Raw genomic sequence first — 14,934 nt, 5'->3', positions numbered from 1 at the left:
TTTGTCTAGATAGAAGGATACCCAATGTCCCAACTCCGTCTTGCCCGCCTCTGCCTGATGCTGGCCGCCGTCGGCCTCTCGGCCCCGGCCCTCACCACCGCCGTCCATGCGCAAGAGAAGCCCGCCGCCGAAGCGCCGAAGGACACCGTCCGCCCAGAGCTGTTCAAGCTGCTCGACCCGGCCGCGATCAAGCCGCTGATGGACGCCAAGAATTACGCCGAAGTGCAGAGCCGCGTACAGCAGGCCGAAGCCTTCCCGAACCGCACCCCGTACGAAGACTACGTCGTCAACCGCATGAAGCTGTCGCTGGGCTCGGCGACCAACAACAACGCGATCGCCATGCCGGCACTGGAAGCCGTGATCAATTCCGGCCGCCTGCAAGGCCAGGAACAGGCCGATTTCATCCTGGCCCTGGGCAATATGCACTACAACGCCAAGGACTATCCGAAGGCGATCGAGTGGTTCAAGCGCTACCAGAAAGAAAGCGCAACCCCTGAAAAAGTCACGCCTTCCCTGATCCGCGCCCACTACCTGGGCGGCGACTTCGCCAGCGCCAAGGCGGCCCTGCTGCCGGCGATCGAAGCGACCGAAAAAGCCGGCCAGAAGCCGAGCGAGGAAGACCTGCGCCTGCTGGCCTCGTCGGCCAACAAGGTCAAGGATGACGCCGGCTACCTGACCGCGCTCGAAAAACTGGTCGCCCACTACCCGAACGACGACTTCTGGACCGACGTCCTGAACCGCGGCGTGGCGCGCAAGCCCGGCTTCGATGCGCAGACCAACATGATCAACGTGTACCGCCTGGAAGCGGCCACCGTCAAGAAGATGGCGCCGGAAGAATACGTCGACCTGGCCGAACTGTCGCTGCGCGACGGCTTCCCGACCGAAGCCAAGAAAGCCATGGATGCCGGCTACGCCGCCGGCGTGCTGGGCCAGGGTTCGAACGCCAAGGCCCACGCCGCCCTGCGCGACAAGGCGACCAAGGGCGCGGCCGACGATGCCAAGAACATCGCCGCCGGCGAAGCCTCGGCCACCAAGGCCAAGACCGGCGCTGGCCTCGTCAACCTGGGCTGGGCCTACGCCACCATGGACCAGGGCGACAAGGGTGTCGGCTTCATCCAGCAAGGCATCGCTAAGGGCGGCCTGAAGAACCCCGAAGAAGCCAAGCTGCGCCTGGGCATGGCGCAGGCGCTGGCCGGCAAGAAAGCCGAAGCCATCCAGACCTTCGAAACCGTCAAGGGCGGCGGCGGCGCGGGCGACCTGGCGAAGTACTGGATCGTTCACCTGAAACAGTCGTAATCGCCGCGCTGCGCGACGACCCCGCGAAGGCGGGCCGGGCTCGATGCCCGGCCCGCTTTTTTCATGGCGCTGTACTCGCTAGCTGTGGATGAGCACTGAACTGCTGAGCTGACCCGCGGTCCAATCCCGGTCGTCATCGATCGGGAGCGTACGATGAAAGCGCCGCAGTTTGCGCAGCTGTTCGCCCAGCTGCCAAAGCTGAACCAGCCGCAGCGTCAGAAGGTGCTCGCTGCCCTGCATCCCGCAGCCGGGCTGGACCGGGTGACCGCCCTCATCGGCGCGATCCGGTCAACCGGGCGGCGCTGTCCAGACTGCGCCTGCGAGCGCTGCCACCGGCATGGCCAGGCCAACGGCCTGCAACGCTACCGCTGCTGCGCGTGCGGCCGCACCTTCAACGACCTCACTGGCACGCCGCTGGCGCGGCTCAGGCTCAAGGGAAAGTGGGTCGACTATCTGGAAGCGGTGCTCGACTCCCGCTCGGTTCGCTCTGCGGCCAAGCGTGTTGGCGTGCACCGCAACACGGCCTTTCGCTGGCGTCATCGCTTTCTTGAGCGGGCCAAGGACGATCGCCCGGCACGGCTCGGCGGCATCGTCGAGGCCGACGAGATGTTCCTGCTCGAATCGCAAAAGGGTTCACGCAAGCTCGATCGCCAGCCGCGCAAGCGCGGCGGCAGGGCCGCCCTGCGCGGGATCTCGCATTACCTTGACTGCATCCTGGTGGCGCGCGACCGCAGCGGCCAGACCATCGACGCCGTTACCGGACGCGGCGCCCTGAAAGCGGCGCAGCTGGTCAGGCACCTGCTGCCGAAACTCGATCGCCAGGCGCTGCTGGTGACGGACGCCAACGCCGCCTATGCCGCCTTCGCCCGTGCCCATGGCGTTGCGCATCAAGCGGTCAATGTCAGTGCCGGCGAACGGGTCCGCAAGGGTGCCGAGGGCGCCATCCATGTTCAACATGTCAACGCCTATCACCGGCGCTTCAAGGAATGGCTGGCGCGCTTCCATGGCGTGGCGTCGCGCCGGCTACCCAACTACCTGGGCTGGCATTGGGCGCTCGATGGCGGACGGGTACCATCTGTCAAGCAATTGCTGCGCATCGCATTCGGGGTCATCAACAGCTGATGGGTACAGCGCCTTTTTCATGGGCGGTTCACGCCGGCGCCGGATGACCCGGATTTCGCCCGCCCAACGTGCGGCCCCGAACATTGACGTCGCGCCTGCCGGTCCGATAATTATCTTATTTACATCGGAGACGGCATGACGACGGTACGCAAGGGCCAGGCGCCCGCCAAGCTGGGACGCGACGAATTCCACCTGCGCTTTCGCAGGGCGTTCCAGGACCCCGGCTACGAAGCGCTCGACCGCGAGCTGGCGGCGATCGAGGACGTGGCCTGGGATGCGTACCACGAAGGCCGCAAGGCCCCGCACACGGTCAAGGCCGGCCCCGGATTCCTCGATCCCGGCTACGATCTGTCGGTCGAATGGAAGGAGGCGCGCGACCGGCTGATCGGCGCCGAGCAGCGCCAGAAGGACCCCGCGTCGCGCAACCGCATTCTCCTCATCAACGCCTCGGCCCGCAACGACGGCACCTGTCCCGGCGAAATCTCGAAGAGCTGGCGCATGACGCAGATGGCGAAAGAGGTCTTGATGGAACAGGGTTTCGAGGCCGACGTGCTCGACCTCTCCCTGCTCAATTCGGACTACGACCGCCACATCCACCCCTGCAAGGGCTGCGTGTCGACCGCGATGCCGCTGTGCCACTGGCCGTGCAGCTGCTACCCGAACCACGCCGAGCGCCAGGTGGGCGACTGGATGAACGAGATCTACGAGCGCTGGGTGCTGGCCCATGGCGTCATCATCATCACCCCGGTCTACTGGTACCAGACCCCTGCGGTGCTGAAACTGATGATCGACCGCCTGGTGTGCGCCGACGGCGGCAATCCCGACCCGACCTCGACCCACGGCAAGCACGCCGAGGAAGCCAAGCAGATCGAGCGTGACGGCTGGGATTATCCGAAACACCTGGCCGGCCGCGCCTTTGGCCTGCTGGTGCACGGCGACGTGGCCGGCATCGAGGGCACGCGGCGCTCGCTGTCGGACTGGCTCGAGTGGATGGGCTTGATCAACTCGGGCAGCTTCGGCCAGCTCGACCGCTACATCGGCTATTACGAATCGTATGCCGACAGCCACGAGACGTTCGACCGCGACGCCGCGGTGCAGGAAGAGACGCGCAACGTGGCGCGCGCGGTGGCCACCGCCGTGCGCGAGGTGCGCGCGGGGCGGGTCGCCGTGGTCAGCCAGCCCTTGAAGGATCCACGCCCGAAGTGATCCGGCGACTGACCGGGCGGACGTGCTGCGGTATCATTGCCTGTCCGTCCACCCTGCCAGCCGCATGAATCCCCTCGTCCAACTGATGCACGACGCCGCCAAGGCCGGCCTCGCCGCCGGCGCCGGCAAGCTGCCGCTCTACCAGCAATTGCAGCGCGCGCTGCGCCAGGCGATCGACCACGGCATCTACGGCCCCTCGAGCGCCCTGCCCGCCGAGCGCCAGCTGGCGCTGGAACTGGGCATCTCGCGCATCACGGTGCGCAAGGCGATCGACAGCCTGGTCGAGGACGGCCTGCTGGTGCGGCGCGCCGGCTCCGGCAATTTTCTCAACACGCGCATCGAAAAGAATTTCGCCAAGCTCAGTTCGTTCTCCGAAGACATGCGCGCCCGTGGACGGGTGCCGAGAAGCAGCTGGCTCAAGCGTTCGGAAGGCCTGGTCACGCCCGAGGAAGCGCTGCGCCTGCGGCTTTCTCCGGGCACGCCGGTGTACCGCTTCCACCGCCTGCGCTACGCCGACGATGCGCCGATGTGCCTGGAGTACGCGACCATCGCCGCCTTTGCCCTGCCTTCGCTCGACGCGGTGGGCGACTCGATGTACGAGGCGCTCGAGGCGGCCGGCAACCGTCCGGTGCGCGCGCTGCAGCGCCTGTCGGCCCTGCTGCTGGGTGCCGAGCAGGCGCGCCTGCTCGATGCGCGCGAGGGCGACGCCGGCCTGTGCGTGGAACGCCTGGGGTTCCTGCGCGACGGGCGTGCGGTGGAGTTCTGCCGTTCTTATTTCCGTGGCGATACGTATGATTTCGTGGCCGAGCTCAACGCGAGCCCGAGCCCGACGTCGATGTGAACGATGTGGGGTGTTCGACGGAGGTCGACAATCCTTCATCGAACGGCGCAAGGCTGTCCTTGCGCCGTTCGATCGGCAGGCAGCGCCGCCGTCTGCGGCTCAGGCCCGCTTTGCCTTGCGGCGGCGCACGGCGCCCATCAGGCCGAAGCCGGCGAGCATGGTCGCCAGGGTGGCCGGTTCCGGGATTTCGGCAAATGGCGTGTAGTCATACGTGACCTGCACCGCGCCGGAAGCGAGCGTGTCGAATCCGGTGATCACGTTGCCAGGCCCTTGCGCGAACGAGGTGCCCAGCGCGCTCAGGCCAAGCTCGATGAAACCGTTACCCGAGAACAGGGCGATATCGCTGGCGCTACTGCTCAGGAACGATGCGGCACTGCTCGCCTCGATCGTACCGGTGTGGATACCGGAGGTGCCGCCGTAGTCGACAACACGGTCGTAGCGCGCGAGGCGGTAAACCTGGTTGAATACCGGGTTCGCCACACCCAGCGTGCTGCCGTCCGGGCGGGTCAGCGTCATGGTCGAACTCAGGGTCAGGGTGACGTTCGCCGCACTGCTGCCGCGATTTTCGGCGAAACCGGCGCCGCTGACCAGGCCGTTCAGGTCGAACGTGATCGCATTGAGGGCGCCAAGCTTCGTGTTGAACTTGCTGAAACGCAGTGCCTCGGACCAGTCCGTTTCGGTCATTCCGATACTGTTGCTGAAGCTGATCACGGCGGCCTGGGCGCCCGCGACGGGAAGCAGGACAGCGGCAAGGGCCAGGGCGGCGAAAGTCTTTTTCAAATTAGTCTCACTGGTGGGGTTAGACGCTGCGTACATACAGCATCGGCCATCAGACAAGCATAATTCGTGCCGAAATTAAATACTTGATTGCAATCAACAACTTACCGCGTTCAAGCATTGCTGACGGGCGCCCTGTGTAAAAACCTCCGACACGCCATCACCGGCCAGGGGCCAGCGCACCGGATCAGACCGCGGTGAATCCGCCGTCGACCACCATCTCATGACCATTGACGTACGACGCCATGTCCGAGCACAGCCACAGGGCGGCCTGCGCCACCTCGCCCGCCTCGGCGAAGCGCCCCATCGGATGCGCCGCCTTGAGCTTTTTCTCGATGCCCGGATCGCGCTCGAACGCGCGCGCGAGCATCGGCGTCTTGACCGCAGCCGGGCACAGCACGTTGACGCGGATTCCCTCGCGCGCATATTCGGCGGCGGCGCTCTTGGTCAGGCCGACCACCGCGTGCTTGCTGGCGCCATAGATCGCATGGTTCGGGCTGCCGACCAGGCCGGCGACGCCGGCCATGTTGACGATCGCGCCGTGTCCCTGCTTGAGCATCTGGCGCAGCTGGTATTTCATGCACAGCCAGACGCCCTTGACGTTGACGTTCATGATGCGGTCGAACTGCTCGTCGTCGGCCTCGGCCAGCGGCTGGCGTTCTTCCTCTACCGCGGCATTGTTGATCGCGAAGTCGAGGCGGCCGTAGTAATTGATGGTCTTGTCGACCAGGGCTTCTACATCGCCGGCACGGGTGACGTTGCTTTGCACGAACAGCGCCTTGCCGCCGTTTTCGACGATCATCGCCGCGGTGGCGTGTCCACCGTCGATCGCGACGTCGGCCACCACCACACAGGCGCCGGCGCGGCCGAACGCCAGGGCAATGGCGCGACCGATTCCACTGGCGGCCCCGGTGACCAAAACGACCTTGCCGGTGAACGATAAACCGCTCGCCGGCTGCTGCTTGTTGATGGCCTTCATGATGCTCCCTGGATGAAACTTTTGCTTCCGAAAAGAAACATTTTAACGCATGGCTTCGTGTATTGTCACAATCCAAAGAGTTTTTGTTGGGAAACTGTTGTACTTACGGCATAGTGACTATCGGTTTCGCCTTGCCGCCCGCCTTGGCGTGGTCGCCCGCCATGAATACCGCTAGTTTACCCGGATCGATCGCCTTGCGAAACGCCGCATTCAACTGGGGCAGCGTCACCGCCTGCATCTTGCGTTCGAGCTCGGCCGATGCCTCGAAGGTCTTGCCGCGATACAGGAACGAGGTCCAGCCAGACGCCAGCGCGCCGTCGTTCGAACGCGCCTGCAGGCGCTGCTGCATCAGCCCCGACTTGGCGCCGGCCAGTTCTTCGGCAGTGAAGCCCTTCTCGAGCGCGCGCGCCAGCTCGGCGCGCACCGCCGCATCGAGCCTGGCCAGGTTCTGCGGCGCCGCGATCGCATTGATCGTGAAGCTGCCCGCGCGGTCCAGGGTGCCCGGCGACACGTCCGAGCCGCCGCCATACGACAGGCCATCCTGCTGGCGGATGCGGTCCATCAGGCGCGACTTGAGACCGCCGTCGCCGAAGATGTAGTTGGCGAGCAGCAAGGCGGGATAGTCCGCATCGTCGACGTTCAGATCCAGGTTCAATCGCGCGATGTAAAAGCCGTTTTCCTTGTCCGGGGTATCCAGCGTGCGCGCCACCGGGGCCACGTCGGCATGCGCGACCAGCACCGGCGCGTGCGGCTGCGGTGCGCGCCAGGCGCCGAACAGGGTATTGACCAGCGGCGTGATTTCCTTCGGATCGAAGTCGCCCACGATGGCCATCTCGGCCGGATTGGCGCCGTAGAACCCCGCGTGGAAGGCCTTGACGTCCTCCAGACGCGCCGCCCTGGCTTCTTCGAGCTGTTCTTCCAGGCTCGGCGAATAACGGATGTCGCCGCGCGGATAGCGGTTGAAGTGCTGGGCCATGGCGCGCACGGCCGCGCTTTGCGGCTCGTTGCGCCCTGCTTCGATGCCGACGATCAGTTGCTGGCGCAATTGCTCGAATTCGGATTCAGGGAATGCCGGCTCCTTGAGCACGTGGGCCACCAGCTTGAGCGCCTCGGGCAGGTGTTCGCGCGTGGTCTGGAAATGGGCGGGGCCGCCGGCGATCTTGAGCTTGTCGAAGGCGTCGGCCAGTTCGGCGCGCGTGTAGCGGGTGGTGCCGCGCATCAGCATCAGGTTCGTGAGGGCCTGGGTCGTGCCTTTGCCGAACAGGCTTTTCTCGTCGCCGAAGTGCTGGCGCAGGTCGACCGTCACGGTCTCGCCGCGGTTCTTTTTCGGCAGCAGGGCCAGCTTGACGCCGCCGGCGGTCGTCAAGGTGGTGCGCTTCATGATGTTCTGCTGGCTCGGATCGAAATTCTCCGCCACCAGGTTCGAGGCGGCCGGCTTGAAGTCCTTCAGCGCTTCGAGCACCGTGGGCGTCGGCGGCAGTTCGGCGCGCTTCGACGCTTCTTCGGGGATGAAGGTGCCGACCGTGCGGTTGGTGCGCAGGTAATAACGTCCGGCGCTGGCGGCAACCTGTTCGGCCGACATCTTTTGCACGCGCTCGCGGCCCACGAAATACATGCGCCAGTCGCCCAGGGCGATCGGTTCGGACAGGGCCACGCCCACCGCCTGCGGATTGTTCAGGCTGCGCTCGATCGTGTTCAGCCACGCGCGGCGCACCCGTTCCAGTTCCTCGGCGGTGGGCGGCTTGGCGGCCAGTTCCTCGACCGCCTGGATCAGCGCCTCGCGCACCGGCTCGATCGGCTCGCCCAGCTTGACGACGGCGCCGAAGAATTGCAGGCCCGGCGCGTAGCCGGTCTGGCCGAAGCTGAACACCTGGCTCGCCTTACCGGTCTCGACCAGCAGCTTGTGCAGGCGGCCGTTCGGCGCGTCGCCCATGATCTCCGAAGCGAAGCCGAGTGCCTCGGCCTCGGGATGCAGGTCGGACGGGATCTTGTAGCCGACCGCCACGAACTGCATGTCGCCCTGGCGCCGCACGGCGAAGCTGCGCTCGCCGTCCTGGGTCGGCTCCACCGTCCAGAACGCCGGCAAGCTGCGCGTCGGTTTCGGGATCGCACCGAACAGGCGGTTGATCCTGGCCAGGGTGGCGCGCTCGTCGAACTGGCCGGCCACCAGCAGCACCGCATTGTCGGGCTGGTAATAGGTGCGATAGAAATTCTGCAGGTTCTCGATGCGCACGTTCTCGATGTCGCTGCGGTTGCCGATGGTCGAGCGGCCATAGCTGTGCCAGTCGTAGGCGACGCTCTGCATGCGCTTGAACAGCACGTTGCCGGGCTCGTTCTCGCCGGCTTCGTACTCGTTGCGCACCACGGTCATCTCGGACGCGAGATCCTTGCTTGATACGAAGGAATTGACCATGCGGTCGGCTTCCATCTGCAAGGCCCAGTCCAGGTTTTCCTTTGACGCCTGGAACACCTCGTAGTAATTGGTGCGGTCGAGCGAGGTGGTGCCGTTGAACTGCATGCCGCGCTCGGAGAACTGCCTGGTGATGTCGCGGTTGTTCTTCGCGCCCTTGAACAGCAGGTGCTCGAGCAGGTGGGCCATGCCGGTCTCGCCGTAGTTCTCGTGGCGCGAGCCCACCAGGTAGGTAACGTTCACGGTCACGGTCGGGCGCGAGGCGTCCGGGAACAGCAGCACCTTGAGGCCGTTGGCCAGGCGGTATTCGGTGATGCCTTCGACCGAGGGGCCGAGCGTGACGCCCTTGGGCAGGGGCGCGCCGGACGCGGGCTTGGCGGCGGGCGCTGTGGCGGGTAGCGTGGCAGGCGTGGCGGCGGATGCCGGTACGAACATGAGCAGGGCCAGGCAGCCCGCTGCTACATGCGCGGCCATCCCGCGCAGCTGAAATCTCGAATCCATGGTATCCCGTCTACTCGGCGGGACGCCAGCCGTCCCGCCTGCCCCAGGATGGTAGCAGAGGGACGCCTTTTCTGTGGCCTGGCACCTTCCCAGTTGACAGGGCTTGCCGACAGGCAGCTATTGGCGTACGCGGCGCTCGTGCGATTGCTGCCAGGAGCCGATGCGCGACAGCTCGCTCATTTCCTCGGCCAGGAATTCGAGCAGGTCGTCGGCGCTGACGATGCCGCTCAGGTTGCCCTGGGCGTCCACCACCGGCACCCGGCGGATGCCGCGCAGGCGCATGTGCTCGATGGTTTCGTAGACGTCGTCGGCCTCGCCGGCGGTGAGCAGGTCGTCGCTCATGATGTCGCCGGCCAGCAGGCTGGCCGGATCGAGGCCGGGAGCGATCACGGCCAGCACGATGTCGCGGTCGGTCAGGATGCCGACCGGGACGTTTCCGCCGCCGTCGGTATCGATCACGACCAGGTCGCCGACGTGGTGGCGCCGCATGAGCATGGCGACGCCCTGGACGGTCTCGTCGCGCGTGCAGGAAATGGTGTCGGTGGTACAGATTTCGCCGATGCGCATGATGCCCCTCCTCGTTGTCGCTTGAGGATAGTGGCCGGAAACAAAACTGGCGCTTTGATTTCGATCAAAGCGCCAGTGTCGGCAAGCTTGCGGCAAGGCTCAGGCGCCGCCCGGCTTCTTTTCGCCCGGCAGGGGCACGAAACAGGCGTCGACCACCTGCATATCGTTGTCCTTGGCGAAACTGACGACGAAGTGGTAGGCCAGCGGCTCGATCTTTTGCAGGGTGCGGTTGACCACGACGGCCTTGGTGCCGTTGACCACGGTCGGGTAGACGTAGGGGGAAAACTTCAGGTGGGCGTTGGGACCGCCGGCGCCGGGGCAATAGCAGGACATGACGCCGCACAGCCGCTCGGCCCAGTCGCTGGGCCGGAACGTCTTGCCGTTGTTCGTGATGCCCAAGATAAAAAACTCGCCAGTGAGTTCTGCGTCCTTGGGTGGCGCTTGGTCGGTCATAGTCCTACGGGCTCAGACAGGAAATACTGCGTGGGTGAGAGCAAATTCAGCTCAGTGCAATACGGCTTTGCCAGGGTCCTGAATTGGACGTTCGTTGAACGAATCTTCAATTCAGGACACCAGGTTCAGGCAGTATTATATCTTATAGAAGACTTGAGGACGAGGCCATGCGCGCCACACTGCCCGCATGGCCGGCCGCCTCAGCGCAGCCAGGCCACGCTCGACGTCAAGAGCAGCAGGATCATCCACAAGATCAGGGCGCGCCACACCAGTCCGACCGTGCTCTGCAGGGCGCGGACGTTCGGCTCCTCGCCCGGCATGACGTCCACGTCGCTTTCGCTCAAGTCCACCGTGGCGGCGTCCGCCGGCAGCCATTGTGGCGCATTTTCGACCGGTGTGCCGAGGCGCACGCCCATCGCCCCGCCGCCGGCCGAGAGGATGATGCCGCGCGCCTCGTCGGCCCAGCGGTTGGCGAAGTTGCGCCAGGCATAGATGGCGTCCTCGAAATTGCCGACCACGGCAAAGGCCACCGCCGTCAGCCGCACCGGCACCCAGTCGATCCAGTAGAACGCCCTGGCGGCGAACTGGCCGAAGGCTTCGTTGCGCATGTGGTCGGGTTCGTTCCAGGCGCGCGACAGGTATTCGGACACGCGGTACATCACGGCGCCCGCCGGCCCCAGCGGCATCAGGAACCAGAAGAACACGCCGAACACGTTGCGATGGGTCGTGATCAAGGCCTTCTCGACCGCGATGCGGGTGATTTCGGTGGCGTCCATCCCGACGGTGTCCAGCCGCGTCCATTCGGCCAGGAGGGCGCGTGCCCGCGGCTCATCCCCGGAGCTCAGCGCGAACTGGATCGAGGTGAAGTAATGGCTGTAGTGACGGAAACCGAGGGTCAGGTAGACGATCAGGACATTCCACGCAAAGGCCAGGAACACCAGGTTGTAGTGCATGAAGAACCAGTAGACGAGCCAGGTCGGCAGCATCAGCGCGGTCATCATCAGGAACCAGCCCATGCGCCCATTCTTTTGCTCACCGGCGTTGAACCAGGTCTCGATACGCACGGCGAGCGACTTGACGCCGCGATACACCTGGTTATCGGCGCGCAGCGGTTTTAGTTGCTCGATGAGCAGTGCGCACAGGATGGAAAAGAATGTCATTCAGGAACCCTTTTTTGTTATGGCAAACCAACTGCCCCGTTACGATAACGGAGAAGCCTGCCAGAATCAAATCGGGACCGGTCCTCGGGCTTTACGCGCGCAGGAAATGAAAGAGGTTGCGCAGCATGGCGGCCGTGGCGCCCCAGATGAAGTATTGCTCATACGGCATCGTGTAGAAGGCGCGCCTCCCCGCTCCTTGCGGCAGTTCGAATACCCGGCGCTGGTGGTTCAGGCCATCCATCAGGAAGCCGAGCGGCACTTCGAACGCTTCGGCCACCTCACCCGGATCGGGCTGCAGTTCGAATGGCGGCTGGACCAGGGCCACCACCGGCGTCACGCGATAGGCGCTGACGGTGGTGTAATCGGGCAGCACACCGATGATCTCGATATGACGGCGGTGCAGGCCGACCTCTTCCTCGGTTTCGCGCAGCGCCGTCTCGATCGGCGACGAATCGAGTTCTTCGGCCCGGCCACCGGGAAAACTGATCTGGCCGGCATGGCTGGACAAATGGTCGGTCCGTAGCGTCAGCAGCACGGTCACCCCCTCGGGGCGCGCCACCAGCGGCACCAGCACGGATGCACGGCGCAGCGTGGCGCCCGTCATGCCGCGGCCCTCGTCCGACACTTCCTCTTCCCATGGCAGCGTTTGCGCAAAGCGTGCGCGCAACGCGGCCGGGATCAGGCGCTCGGGCGCCACCGGCGCTTCACCGGCCAGGCCAGTAACCGGCAACTGGGTCGGGTCGAAAACGAATTTGGGCAAACTGAATCCTTTGCAATATTCCGCCGGAATAGAAAAAGGCATCCTCGCGGATGCCTTTTTCTGAGCAAGAATGCTATTACTCAGCAGCAGCGACGGTCTTGACGCGACGCTGTGGCAGTTTTTCTTTGATACGCGCCGATTTGCCCGAACGCTCACGCAGGTAGTACAGCTTCGCACGACGGACGTCACCACGACGCTTCACTTCGATCGAAGCGATCAGCGGCGAGTACAGCTGGAACGTACGCTCGACGCCTTCACCGGACGAGATCTTGCGAACGATGAAGTTCGAGTTCAGGCCACGGTTACGACGCGAAATCACGACGCCTTCGTATGCCTGAGCGCGCTTGCGGCTGCCTTCGACGACGTTGACGTTGACGATAACGGTGTCGCCAGGTGCGAAATCAGGGATCTCACGGCCGAGGCGCGCGATTTCTTCTTGCTCGAGTTGTTGAATCAGATTCATTTTTATGACTCCAAAAACCATCTTGCTGGCACTACCTTCGCCCAGTAGAGGATGGGGTTGAACGACGGACAACGCGTCCGCCGTTGCATATGCCATGTTGCCGGCACATATTCTTACACTGCAGGATTTTCCAACCCTGCCAGGAACTGTTCGTCTTTCTTGCTCAGCTGGCCGGCGGCGCGCGCCTTGTCCAGCAGATCGGGCCGCTTCGACGCGGTCGCTTCCAGCATGCGCTGGCGGCGCCACTTGACGATCTCGGCGTGGTTGCCGCCCATCAGGACCGGCGGCACCGGCATATCTTCATACACTTCCGGCCGCGTGTAATGCGGCGAATCGAGCAGGCCGTTGACGAAGCTGTCTTCGACCGCCGAGGCATCGTCGCCCAGCACGCCGGGAATCAGGCGCACCACCGCATCCATCAAGGCCATGGCCGGTAATTCACCGCCCGACAGCACGAAGTCGCCGAGAGAGATTTCCTCATCGACACAGCGGTCCAGCAGGCGCTGGTCTACCGCTTCATAGCGGCCGCACAGGATCACCAGGCCGGGCTCGTCCTTGAGCGCCATCGCGCGCTCGTGGGTCAGTGGCTTGCCTTGCGGCGACATGAACACCACGCGCGGACTTGGCAGGCCGAGCTCGATTTGTCTTTGCTTTGCTGCATTGATGGTCGCTTCGAGCGGCTTGGCCATCATCACCATGCCGGGGCCGCCGCCATACGGGCGATCGTCCACGGTGCGGTGGCGGTCCTGCGTGAAATCGCGTGGATTCCAGATCTGCAGGCCCCAGCGTCGCTGCTCGAAAGCGCGCCGGGTGACTCCCGACTGCGTCAATGCGGCGAACATTTCAGGGAACAAGCTGACGACGTCAAACTGCATCGCGCTTTGCTCCTCTACCGGATGGGCTCAAAAATCGAGGCCCCAGTCCAGGGTAATCAGTTGTTGCTCGAGGCTGACGGTCTTGACGAACTGGTCCACGAACGGCACGAGGCGCTCTTGCGCCTTGCCTTCGGCAGCTGGATCAGCGACCGGAGTGATGCGCAAGATCGATTGCGCGCCGTTGTGCATCATGTCGGTCACCTTGCCCAGGGCTTCACCCTGCAGGTTGACCACATCCAGGCCGATCAGGTCGGACCAGTAATACTCGCCCTCTTCGAGCGCTGGAAACTCGCTGCGCGCGACCTGCACCGTGGCGCCCTTGAGCGCCTCGGCCGCATCGCGGTCACGCATGTCGACCAGGGTGGCGACAACATCGCCACCGTGCAGCTTTGCACTCCGTACCGTGACGGCGTGCAGGGTCGGCTTGTCGAGCCACCAGGTTTTCACGCTCAGCAGCGCATCGGCCTCGGGCGAATGCGGGGAGACACGGATGCCGCCCACAATGCCATACGCACCGGAAACATAACCGACCGGAGTCAGGTCATCGGGGATGTGCACCCCGCTCGCCACTGCTGAATCGTTCACTACGAACCTGCTTGCTTATCTGATTAAGCAGCTGGCTTTTGCTGGGCGACCAGGCGAGCGACGGTTGGCGACAGTTGTGCGCCAACGCCTTGCCAGTGAGCCAGACGGTCAGCAGCGATACGCAGGCCGACTTCGGCGCCCGAAGCCATCGGGTTGTAGAAACCGATGCGCTCGATGAAACGACCATCGCGACGGTTACGCGAGTCGGTTGCAACGATGTTGAAGAACGGACGCTTTTTAGCGCCACCACGAGCCAAACGAATAACGACCATAATATTTCCGAAAAAGTTGTTCTGGACGGAGAAAGTCGACGATTATAGCGCGCGACACCGAACAGCAGCAAGCGTTAATGACAACAGGGCCGACTTCACCTTCTGTCGTCCCAGCACAATCAACCATTATCGCCGATTTTTCACCACACCGCCACCGGCCATCCGCCCAAATCCGCAGCTTGTCGCGTGAAACGTGCCATTCGTGCAAATCTCGACCATACTCTTGCTGTCTCGAACTAATGAACAAGATGACATGGCCGCTACGCACAAGAACAAGACCGTCGCCACCCTGCTCGCCCTGCTGCTGGGCGGCTTCGGGGCGCACCGCTTTTACCTGAAGGGCGGCGCCGACCGGCTCGGGTTGCTGCACCTGTGCGCGCTGCCGATCACCGGCATCCTGTACGGCGCGGTCAAGCCACATCCCTTCTACGTGATCCTGCCGCTGCTGGTGTCGTTCATCGCCGGCTTCATCGAGGCGCTGGCGATCGGCCTCACGCCCGACGAGAAATGGGATGCGAAACACAACGCCGGCAGCGGCCGCCAGTCGCGCTCGAACTGGACCTTGCCGCTGCTGCTGGTGATCACGATGATGACCGGCGCCATCGTGCTGATCGGCACGATGGCGCGGCTGTTCGACCTGCTGTTGACCGGCGGGGCCTACGGCTGA

Annotated in this window: 16 protein-coding genes; 5 read left to right on the top strand and 11 right to left on the bottom strand. The window is 64.3% G+C overall.

Going from position 1 to position 14,934, the window contains the following annotated elements:
- Positions 1 to 24: 24 nt before the first annotated feature.
- The 4 genes from ACZ9AQ_RS12765 (at position 25) to ACZ9AQ_RS12750 (ending at position 4,465) form a co-directional block, all read left to right on the top strand.
- Complete coding sequence (locus tag ACZ9AQ_RS12765; protein WP_429205194.1) at positions 25 to 1,296, top strand: tetratricopeptide repeat protein; 1,272 nt, start codon at positions 25 to 27, stop codon at positions 1,294 to 1,296.
- A 153-nt stretch (positions 1,297 to 1,449) separates the two neighbouring features.
- Positions 1,450 to 2,418 (top strand): IS1595 family transposase, encoded by a 969-nt coding sequence (locus ACZ9AQ_RS12760; RefSeq protein WP_429205195.1) that lies wholly within the window; start codon positions 1,450 to 1,452, stop codon positions 2,416 to 2,418.
- A gap of 135 nt (positions 2,419 to 2,553) precedes the next feature.
- On the top strand, positions 2,554 to 3,624 hold the full coding sequence (locus tag ACZ9AQ_RS12755) for a flavodoxin family protein (RefSeq protein ID WP_429205196.1): 1,071 nt from the start codon (positions 2,554 to 2,556) through the stop codon (positions 3,622 to 3,624).
- Positions 3,625 to 3,688: 64 nt separating this feature from the next.
- Positions 3,689 to 4,465, top strand: a complete 777-nt coding sequence (locus ACZ9AQ_RS12750; RefSeq protein WP_429205198.1) for a GntR family transcriptional regulator — start codon at positions 3,689 to 3,691, stop codon at positions 4,463 to 4,465.
- Positions 4,466 to 4,564: 99 nt separating this feature from the next.
- On the opposite strand, the gene ACZ9AQ_RS12745 is transcribed toward ACZ9AQ_RS12750, so the two are convergent.
- The 11 genes from ACZ9AQ_RS12745 to rpsP all read right to left on the bottom strand — a co-directional run bounded on the left by ACZ9AQ_RS12745 (position 4,565) and on the right by rpsP (position 14,267).
- Positions 4,565 to 5,245 (bottom strand): choice-of-anchor E domain-containing protein, encoded by a 681-nt coding sequence (locus tag ACZ9AQ_RS12745; RefSeq protein ID WP_429205199.1) that lies wholly within the window; start codon positions 5,243 to 5,245, stop codon positions 4,565 to 4,567.
- A gap of 184 nt (positions 5,246 to 5,429) precedes the next feature.
- Positions 5,430 to 6,221, bottom strand: coding sequence for an SDR family oxidoreductase (locus ACZ9AQ_RS12740; RefSeq protein WP_429205201.1), 792 nt, complete (start codon positions 6,219 to 6,221; stop codon positions 5,430 to 5,432).
- Between the two features lie 103 nt (positions 6,222 to 6,324).
- Positions 6,325 to 9,132: a M16 family metallopeptidase gene (locus ACZ9AQ_RS12735; protein ID WP_429205202.1), complete on the bottom strand. Its 2,808-nt coding sequence runs from the start codon at positions 9,130 to 9,132 to the stop codon at positions 6,325 to 6,327.
- A gap of 117 nt (positions 9,133 to 9,249) precedes the next feature.
- Complete coding sequence (locus tag ACZ9AQ_RS12730) at positions 9,250 to 9,699, bottom strand: CBS domain-containing protein (protein WP_429205204.1); 450 nt, start codon at positions 9,697 to 9,699, stop codon at positions 9,250 to 9,252.
- A 99-nt stretch (positions 9,700 to 9,798) separates the two neighbouring features.
- The gene (locus tag ACZ9AQ_RS12725; protein WP_429205206.1) at positions 9,799 to 10,152 is read right to left on the bottom strand and encodes a DUF3579 domain-containing protein; all 354 of its coding nucleotides are present in this window, start codon (positions 10,150 to 10,152) and stop codon (positions 9,799 to 9,801) included.
- Positions 10,153 to 10,352: 200 nt separating this feature from the next.
- Positions 10,353 to 11,312: a CobD/CbiB family protein gene (locus ACZ9AQ_RS12720; RefSeq protein ID WP_429205208.1), complete on the bottom strand. Its 960-nt coding sequence runs from the start codon at positions 11,310 to 11,312 to the stop codon at positions 10,353 to 10,355.
- A gap of 91 nt (positions 11,313 to 11,403) precedes the next feature.
- On the bottom strand, positions 11,404 to 12,114 hold the full coding sequence (locus ACZ9AQ_RS12715; protein WP_429205209.1) for a CoA pyrophosphatase: 711 nt from the start codon (positions 12,112 to 12,114) through the stop codon (positions 11,404 to 11,406).
- Between the two features lie 34 nt (positions 12,115 to 12,148).
- Entirely contained in the window at positions 12,149 to 12,535 is a 387-nt protein-coding gene (gene rplS / locus ACZ9AQ_RS12710; RefSeq protein ID WP_429205211.1) for a 50S ribosomal protein L19, read from the bottom strand.
- Positions 12,536 to 12,648: 113 nt separating this feature from the next.
- Entirely contained in the window at positions 12,649 to 13,410 is a 762-nt protein-coding gene (gene trmD, locus ACZ9AQ_RS12705) for a tRNA (guanosine(37)-N1)-methyltransferase TrmD (protein ID WP_429205213.1), read from the bottom strand.
- Between the two features lie 27 nt (positions 13,411 to 13,437).
- Entirely contained in the window at positions 13,438 to 13,968 is a 531-nt protein-coding gene (gene rimM, locus ACZ9AQ_RS12700) for a ribosome maturation factor RimM (RefSeq protein WP_429205296.1), read from the bottom strand.
- Positions 13,969 to 14,018: 50 nt separating this feature from the next.
- Positions 14,019 to 14,267: a 30S ribosomal protein S16 gene (gene rpsP / locus ACZ9AQ_RS12695; protein ID WP_123071958.1), complete on the bottom strand. Its 249-nt coding sequence runs from the start codon at positions 14,265 to 14,267 to the stop codon at positions 14,019 to 14,021.
- A 253-nt stretch (positions 14,268 to 14,520) separates the two neighbouring features.
- On the opposite strand from rpsP, the gene ACZ9AQ_RS12690 reads away from it, so the two are divergent.
- Positions 14,521 to 14,934, top strand: a complete 414-nt coding sequence (locus tag ACZ9AQ_RS12690; RefSeq protein WP_429205214.1) for an NINE protein — start codon at positions 14,521 to 14,523, stop codon at positions 14,932 to 14,934.

It is taken from the genome of Massilia sp. UYP34 (genome assembly GCF_056279385.1).
The sequence above is the reverse complement of the archived record's forward strand: the minus strand, read 5'-3'. Positions and strand labels throughout refer to the sequence as shown.

Coding starts and splice junctions, on each gene's coding strand:
- ACZ9AQ_RS12765 (WP_429205194.1), top strand. CDS start 25: ATGTCCCAACTCCGTCTTGCCCGCCTCTGCCTGATGCTGGCCGCCGTC.
- ACZ9AQ_RS12760 (WP_429205195.1), top strand. CDS start 1,450: ATGAAAGCGCCGCAGTTTGCGCAGCTGTTCGCCCAGCTGCCAAAGCTG.
- ACZ9AQ_RS12755 (WP_429205196.1), top strand. CDS start 2,554: ATGACGACGGTACGCAAGGGCCAGGCGCCCGCCAAGCTGGGACGCGAC.
- ACZ9AQ_RS12750 (WP_429205198.1), top strand. CDS start 3,689: ATGAATCCCCTCGTCCAACTGATGCACGACGCCGCCAAGGCCGGCCTC.
- ACZ9AQ_RS12740 (WP_429205201.1), bottom strand. CDS start 6,221: ATGAAGGCCATCAACAAGCAGCAGCCGGCGAGCGGTTTATCGTTCACC.
- ACZ9AQ_RS12735 (WP_429205202.1), bottom strand. CDS start 9,132: ATGGATTCGAGATTTCAGCTGCGCGGGATGGCCGCGCATGTAGCAGCG.
- ACZ9AQ_RS12730 (WP_429205204.1), bottom strand. CDS start 9,699: ATGCGCATCGGCGAAATCTGTACCACCGACACCATTTCCTGCACGCGC.
- ACZ9AQ_RS12725 (WP_429205206.1), bottom strand. CDS start 10,152: ATGACCGACCAAGCGCCACCCAAGGACGCAGAACTCACTGGCGAGTTT.
- ACZ9AQ_RS12720 (WP_429205208.1), bottom strand. CDS start 11,312: ATGACATTCTTTTCCATCCTGTGCGCACTGCTCATCGAGCAACTAAAA.
- ACZ9AQ_RS12715 (WP_429205209.1), bottom strand. CDS start 12,114: ATGCCTTTTTCTATTCCGGCGGAATATTGCAAAGGATTCAGTTTGCCC.
- rplS (WP_429205211.1), bottom strand. CDS start 12,535: ATGAATCTGATTCAACAACTCGAGCAAGAAGAAATCGCGCGCCTCGGC.
- trmD (WP_429205213.1), bottom strand. CDS start 13,410: ATGCAGTTTGACGTCGTCAGCTTGTTCCCTGAAATGTTCGCCGCATTG.
- rpsP (WP_123071958.1), bottom strand. CDS start 14,267: ATGGTCGTTATTCGTTTGGCTCGTGGTGGCGCTAAAAAGCGTCCGTTC.
- ACZ9AQ_RS12690 (WP_429205214.1), top strand. CDS start 14,521: ATGGCCGCTACGCACAAGAACAAGACCGTCGCCACCCTGCTCGCCCTG.